Source organism: Rhizobium sp. NZLR10 (assembly GCF_019685125.1).
In the GTDB taxonomy this organism is placed as follows: Bacteria; Pseudomonadota; Alphaproteobacteria; order Rhizobiales; family Rhizobiaceae; genus Rhizobium.
This window is the reverse complement of sequence record NZ_JABDWE010000016.1, coordinates 169,874-176,776: the sequence shown is the minus strand read 5'-3', so window position 1 is coordinate 176,776 and position 6,903 is coordinate 169,874. Positions and strand designations below refer to the sequence as shown.

The 6,903-nt window shown below is 62.4% G+C and carries 9 protein-coding genes; 5 read left to right on the top strand and 4 right to left on the bottom strand.

The genetic code is table 11. The features are described from left to right. Positions 1 to 191 precede the first annotated feature (191 nt). Complete coding sequence (gene cobT / locus HJB82_RS23095) at positions 192 to 1,208, bottom strand: nicotinate-nucleotide--dimethylbenzimidazole phosphoribosyltransferase (RefSeq protein WP_164011876.1); 1,017 nt, start codon at positions 1,206 to 1,208, stop codon at positions 192 to 194. Between the two features lie 156 nt (positions 1,209 to 1,364). Here cobT and HJB82_RS23090 point away from each other — a divergent pair, with 156 nt between their 5' ends. From HJB82_RS23090 to HJB82_RS23070, 5 genes are all read left to right on the top strand, one after another. Next, a complete protein-coding gene (locus tag HJB82_RS23090) occupies positions 1,365 to 2,147 on the top strand; it encodes an adenosylcobinamide-GDP ribazoletransferase (RefSeq protein ID WP_207580762.1) in 783 nt (260 codons plus the stop codon). Between the two features lie 18 nt (positions 2,148 to 2,165). After that, on the top strand, positions 2,166 to 2,384 hold the full coding sequence (locus HJB82_RS23085) for a DUF1289 domain-containing protein (RefSeq protein WP_207580763.1): 219 nt from the start codon (positions 2,166 to 2,168) through the stop codon (positions 2,382 to 2,384). Next, on the top strand, positions 2,381 to 3,082 hold the full coding sequence (locus HJB82_RS23080; RefSeq protein WP_207580764.1) for a TIGR02281 family clan AA aspartic protease: 702 nt from the start codon (positions 2,381 to 2,383) through the stop codon (positions 3,080 to 3,082). The genes HJB82_RS23085 and HJB82_RS23080 overlap by 4 nt, the downstream gene beginning before the upstream one ends. A gap of 66 nt (positions 3,083 to 3,148) precedes the next feature. Beyond that, complete coding sequence (locus HJB82_RS23075; protein ID WP_221117158.1) at positions 3,149 to 3,328, top strand: hypothetical protein; 180 nt, start codon at positions 3,149 to 3,151, stop codon at positions 3,326 to 3,328. A 1-nt stretch (position 3,329) separates the two neighbouring features. Continuing rightward, positions 3,330 to 4,253 (top strand): LysR family transcriptional regulator, encoded by a 924-nt coding sequence (locus HJB82_RS23070; protein WP_221117159.1) that lies wholly within the window; start codon positions 3,330 to 3,332, stop codon positions 4,251 to 4,253. Here HJB82_RS23070 and HJB82_RS23065 read toward each other — a convergent pair. From HJB82_RS23065 to HJB82_RS23055, 3 genes are all read right to left on the bottom strand, one after another. After that, positions 4,216 to 4,953: an SDR family oxidoreductase gene (locus HJB82_RS23065; RefSeq protein ID WP_207580768.1), complete on the bottom strand. Its 738-nt coding sequence runs from the start codon at positions 4,951 to 4,953 to the stop codon at positions 4,216 to 4,218. The genes HJB82_RS23070 and HJB82_RS23065 overlap by 38 nt on opposite strands. Before the next feature lie 110 nt (positions 4,954 to 5,063). After that, a complete protein-coding gene (locus tag HJB82_RS23060; RefSeq protein WP_207580769.1) occupies positions 5,064 to 5,825 on the bottom strand; it encodes an ABC transporter permease in 762 nt (253 codons plus the stop codon). Next, positions 5,822 to 6,748: an ABC transporter ATP-binding protein gene (locus HJB82_RS23055; RefSeq protein ID WP_207580770.1), complete on the bottom strand. Its 927-nt coding sequence runs from the start codon at positions 6,746 to 6,748 to the stop codon at positions 5,822 to 5,824. The genes HJB82_RS23060 and HJB82_RS23055 overlap by 4 nt, the downstream gene beginning before the upstream one ends. Positions 6,749 to 6,903: the final 155 nt, after the last annotated feature.

Here is a 6,903-nt window from a genome sequence, read left to right as displayed (position 1 = left end):
AAGGTCGACATACGAAAACAGCGACCCCGTCCGATCATCCCCGCCGCGCATCCAAATTCCCTCGAAATCACTTGCAAGATGGAATCATGTGTCCAGCCCAAAAGCCAGTGGGTTTTTCAGCAGCCTGTTAGGTCTTTGTTTTTACGCATGTCGCTATCGCAAAACCGCGGCACACTTTTGCGCGACATTCTTTAATGCTTATTCGTGACACCCGCCTGGGCGAAGGTCGCCATGCCGGAATGGCAGGCGGCAGCGGCCTTGACGATCCCTGCGGCAAGCGCTGCCCCGGTGCCTTCGCCGAGCCGCATGCCGAGCGCCAGAAGCGGCGTCTTGCCGAGCATCTCGATCGAGCGCAGGTGTCCGGGTTCGCCGGAGACATGGCCGATCAGGCAATGATCGAGCGCGGACGGATTGGCAGCTTTCAGGATTGCCGCCGCCGCGGTCGCAACATAACCGTCGATCAGCACAGGAATGCGTTCCATGCGGGCGGCGAGAATGGCCCCGGCCATCGCCGCGATCTCGCGGCCGCCAAGCCGCCGCATGATCTCGAGCGGATCATCGAGGTGATCGCCATGCAACGCCACTGCCTTTTCCACCGCCGCGATCTTGCGCTCCAGCATCTCGCCTGCGGAACCGGTGCCGGGCCCAACCCAGTCTCGCGCCGAACCACCGTAGAGCGCATAGTTGATGGCCGCCGCGATCGTCGTATTGCCGATGCCCATTTCGCCGATGCACAGCAGGTCGGTGCCGCCGGCGATCGCCTCCATGCCGAAGGCCATCGTCGCGGCGCAATCGCGCTCGGAAAGCGCTGCCTCTTCGGTGATGTCGCCGGTGGGATAATCCAGCGCCAGGTCGAAGACTTTCAACCCGAGATCATAGGCGACACAGATCTGATTGATCGCAGCACCCCCGGCCGCAAAGTTCTCGACCATCTGCTGCGTCACTGCCGGCGGAAACGGCGTGATTCCCTGCCTGGTGACGCCGTGATTACCGGCAAAGATCGCCACCAGCGGCCGGTTGACGGCAGGGGTTCGGCCCGTCCAGGCGGCAAGCCAGAAGGCGATTTCCTCGAGCCGTCCGAGCGCGCCCGGCGGCTTGGTCAGTTGCGCGTCACGTTCGCGCGCCGCCACCAGCGCACGGGCATCCGGCCCCGGCAGGTCACGAAGCAGGGTACGGAAATCGTCGAACGGCAGGCCTGAAACGCTCATCTGTGCGGTTTTCCTATGAATCCGGGTATTCTTGTTTTTTTCACGCAAATCAGCTTCTTTGCGGGTCGCAACTCTCTTAAAGCGGGCCGACGAGGCGAACAACTCCAAAAGCGCGCCCGCGACCATACGCCGAAACCTACGGCAGAACGAAGCAGAATGAAGATCAAGGACCTTGCGGTCGATACCGCCCGCGCCGTCGCCTTCCTCAGCCGCATTCCCATGCCGCAATCGCTGTTCAAAGGCTATGACGGCAGGCTCGGCAGACTGGTGCGCGCTTTTCCCTTCGCCGGCATCGTCATCGGCTTCGTCCCCGCGCTTGCCCTCCTCTTGGCTTTGGGGCTGCATGCCGATCCGCTGATGGCGGCCCTGATCGCGCTTTCGATCCAGGTTCTCGCCACCGGCGCGCTGCACGAGGACGGGCTGGCCGATACGGCCGATGGCATTGGCGGCGGCAAGAGCCGCGAGCACAGCCTCGTCATCATGAAGGACAGCCGGATCGGCACCTATGGAGCGATAGCGCTGATCCTCTCCTTCGCGATCCGCGCCGCAGCACTTGCCGCCATCGCCCGCCACGCCTCGCCGCTCACATCGGCCCTTGCCATTCCCGCCGTCGCGGCGCTCAGCCGCGGGGCCATCGCCTGGCACTGGCAGCGGCTGCCGCCGGCAAAGGCCGATGGCGTCGCCGCCTCGACCGGCCAGCCGGACGAGGCGGCGATGCAGTTTGCGCTCGCTTCGGCCGGCCTCGTTGCAGCACTTCTGATCTGGCCTGCCTTCGGCTTGCGGCCGCTGGTCGCAAGCCTGCTTGCCACGGGCATCGCAGGGCTTGCCTTCACCGCATTCATCCGCCGCAAGCTTGCAGGCCACACCGGCGACACGCTGGGCGCGACGCAGCAAATTTGCGAGATCGCCAGCCTTTGCGCCCTTGCCACGGCTCTTTGAAACTCCGATATATCGCTCATGCAAACACCCTGCATTCACCTCTGCTCCCTGGAGCCCGCCACCGGATTTTGCGCCGGATGCGGCCGGACTCTTCAGGAAATCGGCAGCTGGGTGAGCTACTCCGACACCGAGCGAAGAGGGATCATGGCGCTGCTGCCGGCAAGGCTTGCAGGCGCCGCCGCGGTATCGAACCACAGGAAAACGGGCCTTTCCAGCCGGCCGGAGCGGCCTTTATGATCCGTTTGACCGTCTTTCTCGTCGTCATCGGCCTCGGCCTTGCCGTGCTGATCGTCAGCAATGACAGCAGCCGGATCCTCGGCCTGCAGAGCGATGATTTCGGCCGTGTCGTCTATCTGCTGCCGATCGCACTGATGTTGTCGGCCGGCATTTGGGCGAGCCGGCGCAGCATTGGCGAAACAGTGCGCCAGATGATGATCTGGCTGGTCATCATCCTGACGCTCGCGACCGTCTATCTCTATCGCCAGGAAGCACTCGGCGTCGGCAACAGGCTGCTCGCCGGCCTCGTTCCCGGCCGCGCCGTCGTCGTCACCACCAGCGAGGGCGGCCAGGAGATCATTCTGCACAAGCTGCTGAACGGCCATTTCGAAGCCGATGTCGCTGTCAACGGCCAAACGATCCAGATGCTCGTCGATACCGGCGCCAGCATGGTGGCGCTGTCGCGCGAAGATGCCGAGCGGATCGGGATCGATCTCTCCCGCCTCACCTATTCCATGACCATCATGACCGCCAACGGTCGTGGCCGCGCAGCACCCCTCACGCTCGATCAGGTGGCAATCGGCCCGATCGTCCGCGACAATGTCGCAGCCAGCGTCGCCGAGGACGGCCGGCTCGACCAGAGCCTGCTCGGCATGAGCTTTCTGGAAACGCTGGGTTCCCTGCAGATGCAGACCGACGAACTGCGCATGCGCGACTGAGGTCTGGCTTTGACGGGCGCTGCGGCCTCGTGCGACCGATTTTCTTGTGGGTTTAAGCAGAGAAGCGTGGCAATCGCGAAGAATTCAAACACGCTGCTGGTGATCATCCCCTTGCCCCCGCGACCGGTGACAGCAACGCTGGATATTTTTCGTGTTAAAATTGCGGCGCTTCTTAGCCAAACGCTGCTCCATTGCCGGCCGGTCCTCTTTGCTGATATTCTGCGCCTGCGCAATGCCGGAACCTGACATGACTCCACGACAACTGAAGACGTTCCTTGCGGTCATCCACCACGGAAACCTCACCCGCGCCGCCGCCGAGGTCAATCTCGCCCAATCGAGCCTCAGCGATCAGATACAGGCGCTGGAAGAGGAATTGGGCGCCGAGCTCTTTCTCCGATCCCGGCAAGGCGTCATCCCCACGCCGGCAGCAGCAGCCTTGAAGGCCTATGCGGAAGAGATCTTGGCGCTGAATAGCGAGGCGAAGGACGCCGTCCGCTCTGCCGCCGGCAATGCCGAACAATCTGTCATACTGGGCACGCTCGAAACCATCGCCACTGAAAGGCTGGCGCACTGGCTCTCCCTCTTCGGTAGGCAGAACCCCGGCCTTGCTCTCAAACTCAAGGTTGGCGGCAGTAGCGAATTGCATGCGCAATTGCAGCACGGCTCGATCGACGTCGCCTTCACCTTCGATCGCGGCCAGCAGAACGAGCGCTTCGCGACGCGCCGCATCTCCAGCGAGCCGCTGGTGTTGATCGCCGGCCGCAACTCGCAAGCCCAGCCGCCGGCAAGCCTCTTAGCGCTGCGCACCGCCCCGTTCATCGCGACCGCAGCCGGCTGCATCTATCGCCACCTGTTCGATACCGCCTTTGCAGAAGCAGGCTTGAATGCGCCGGCCATTGTCGCGGAAGCCGACAGCGTCGCAACGATCATCCGCCTCGTTGCATCAGGCGCCGGCTACGGCCTAGTCCCGTGTCTCGCGGTCGGGGCGTCCGCTTCGCGCGACGATGTCGTCGAACTGCCTTGGCCGGGCCAACCGCTGGCCGCCTCGCTGGTGATGATGTGGCGGCGCAGGCGGGTTCAGCCGCCGGCGCTCACCCTCCTGCTGCAATCGGCCAGCGAAGAGCTTTCACCGGTCAGACCAGCCGATGCCCGCCTTCGACATGCAGAATAGTGCCTGTGGTGAAACCGTTGCCGATCAGGAAGCGGATCGCATCGGCGATATCTTCCGGCTGGCCGACACGCCCGGCCGGCAGGCGCTGCGCCATCGCCTCTAGCGTTGCCTGCTTGGCGTCACCCGCAACGACGCTCCAGATCGGCGTATCCACCCATCCCGGCGACACGGCATTGATACGGAGCGGTGCCAGTTCGACGGCGAGCGCCCTGACCAGACCTTCGAGTGCCGCATTGACGGCGGCGACCACAGATCCGCGCGCCGCCGGTCGATAGGCCGCGATACCTGACGTAAAGGTGATCGATCCTGACGGCGGCAGATGGGCGGCGCCATATTTCGCCAGCAGCAGCGGCCCGTAGAACTTGCTCTCGACCACCCGTTGCGCTGCGGCAAGCTCGATCGACGGCAGCAACTGATAGGCGCCTTCAATATCGGCGGCCGTGCTGACGATATGGTCGACCGGTCCGCTATCCCGAAACAGCGCCGCGACCTCCTCCTCCCGCGATATATCGACAGCGCACGCCCCGAGTTTCGGATGGTCGCCGAGCTGGCGGCAAGCCGCCGCAAGCCTCTCTTTATTGCGCCCGGCGATCGTCACCGACGCCCCCTCATCGAGCAGGCGCCTAGCAAGCGCCAATCCCATGCCCGAGCTGCCGCCGACGATCAACACCTTCGCACCTTCGATCCTGATTTTAGTCATCTCGCATCTCCATTTGAATGAGAGAGCAGATGCCTCGGGTCGAAGCGGAAGAAAAACGGAAGAAACCGATAGCATCATCGGCTTTCCCGATGATGCTATTCAGGAAGCGATCAATTGCGCAGCCGGTAGCCGGTCTTGAAGATCCAGCCGAGTGTTCCCAGGCAGATCATCAGGAATACCGTGATCATCGCCAGGCTGATCGCCGGGTTGACATCGGCGATCCCGTAAAAACTCCAGCGGAAGCCGCTGACGAGATAGAGCACCGGATTGAGGTGGCTGACCGCCTGCCAGAACGGCGGCAGCATATTGACCGAATAGAAGCTGCCGCCAAGGAAGGTCAGCGGCGGCACGACCAGCATGGGAATGAGGTTCAGCTGTTCAAAATTGCCGGCCCAGATGCCGATCATGAAGCCGAACAGGCTGAAGGTGATTGCCGTCAGCAGGAAGAACAGGATCATCATGAAGGGATGTTCGATCCTGACATCGACGAAGAGATTGGCTGTCAGGAGGATGATGAAGCCGATGAGCATCCCCTTGGTTGCCGCCGCCCCGACATAACCGAGCAGAATCTCCGTCATCGCCACCGGCGCCGACAGCACCTCATAGATCGTGCCGGTGAATTTCGGGAAATAGATCCCGAAGGAGCCGTTGCTGATGCATTGGCCGAGCAGCGTCAGCATGATGAGGCCCGGCGTGATGAAGGCGCCGTAGGATACGCCCTCCACCTCCTGGATGCGCGAGCCGACCGCGGCGCCAAAGACGATGAAATAGAGCGAGGTCGAAATGACGGGCGAGATGACGCTTTGCAGCAGCGTGCGGCGCGTGCGCGCCATCTCGAAGAAATAGATCGATTTGATCGCCTCGACGTTCATTTGTCTGCTCCTACCAGCGCCACGAAGATGTCTTCCAGCGTGCTCTGCCGCGTCGAGAGATCCTTGAAATGGATATTGTTTTCACCCAGCCGGGTCAGCAGCGTCGCGATGCTCTCCTGCTCGTTGTCGGCGTCGAAATCGTAAGTCAGCCGGCTGCCGCCGACTTCCAGTGTCAGTCCGTTGCCGGCAAAACAATCCGGAAGCCGCTCGAGCGGCTCGGTGAGATCGAGAATCAGCTGCTTGCGGCCGAGCTTGGCCATCAGCGCCACCTTGTCTTCGACGAGCAGCAATTGGCCGCCATTGATCACACCGACGCGGTCGGCGATCTCCTCGGCCTCCTCGATATAATGGGTGGTCAGGATGATGGTGACGCCCGAGGCCCGAAGCTCCTGAACGACATTCCACATGTCCTTGCGCAGCGTCACGTCGACGCCGGCGGTCGGCTCGTCGAGGAAAAGGATATCCGGCTCATGCGAGAGCGCCTTGGCGATCAACACTCGCCGCTTCATGCCGCCCGACAGCTGGCGCAGCATATTGTCCTTCTTGTCCCAGAGCGAAAGTGCGCGCAGCACCTTCTCGATATGGGCGGGATTGGCTTTCTTGCCGTGCAGCCCGCGCGAGAAACTGACTGTATTGAACACCGTCTCGAACTGATCGGTGGTCAGCTCCTGCGGCACCAGCCCGATCATTCCGCGGGTGGCGCGGAAATCCTTCACGACATCGTGGCCGGCGACCAGCACCTGGCCGCCGCTCGGATTGGCGATGCCGCAGATGATCGAAATCAACGTCGTCTTGCCCGCACCGTTCGGCCCGAGCAGCGCCAGGATCTCGCCCTTCTCGACGTCGAGGTTGATGCCTTTCAGGGCCTCGAACCCATTGGCGTAGGTCTTGGTGAGATTCTGAACGGAAATGATGGGGGCCATGCGATACTCTTGCGGATTCTCAGATGTTACTTTTGGCCCGCTATATAGGCCCTTCATGACGCTTTGACATCCTTGGAGACGTGAACACAGCATTCGCGCCCTGCTAACACCATGGCCGTTAACGCAGCCGGCCCGCCGACATAGCCGGCATCGGA

Bases quoted from the DNA above. Each gene is read 5' to 3' on its own strand.
- HJB82_RS23080 (WP_207580764.1), top strand. From the start codon at position 2,381: ATGATCCGTTTGACCGTCTTTCTCGTCGTCATCGGCCTCGGCCTTGCC.
- HJB82_RS23060 (WP_207580769.1), bottom strand. From the start codon at position 5,825: ATGAACGTCGAGGCGATCAAATCGATCTATTTCTTCGAGATGGCGCGC.
- HJB82_RS23055 (WP_207580770.1), bottom strand. From the start codon at position 6,748: ATGGCCCCCATCATTTCCGTTCAGAATCTCACCAAGACCTACGCCAAT.
- cobT (WP_164011876.1), bottom strand. From the start codon at position 1,208: ATGAGCGTTTCAGGCCTGCCGTTCGACGATTTCCGTACCCTGCTTCGT.
- HJB82_RS23085 (WP_207580763.1), top strand. From the start codon at position 2,166: ATGCAAACACCCTGCATTCACCTCTGCTCCCTGGAGCCCGCCACCGGA.
- HJB82_RS23070 (WP_221117159.1), top strand. From the start codon at position 3,330: ATGACTCCACGACAACTGAAGACGTTCCTTGCGGTCATCCACCACGGA.
- HJB82_RS23090 (WP_207580762.1), top strand. From the start codon at position 1,365: ATGAAGATCAAGGACCTTGCGGTCGATACCGCCCGCGCCGTCGCCTTC.
- HJB82_RS23065 (WP_207580768.1), bottom strand. From the start codon at position 4,953: ATGACTAAAATCAGGATCGAAGGTGCGAAGGTGTTGATCGTCGGCGGC.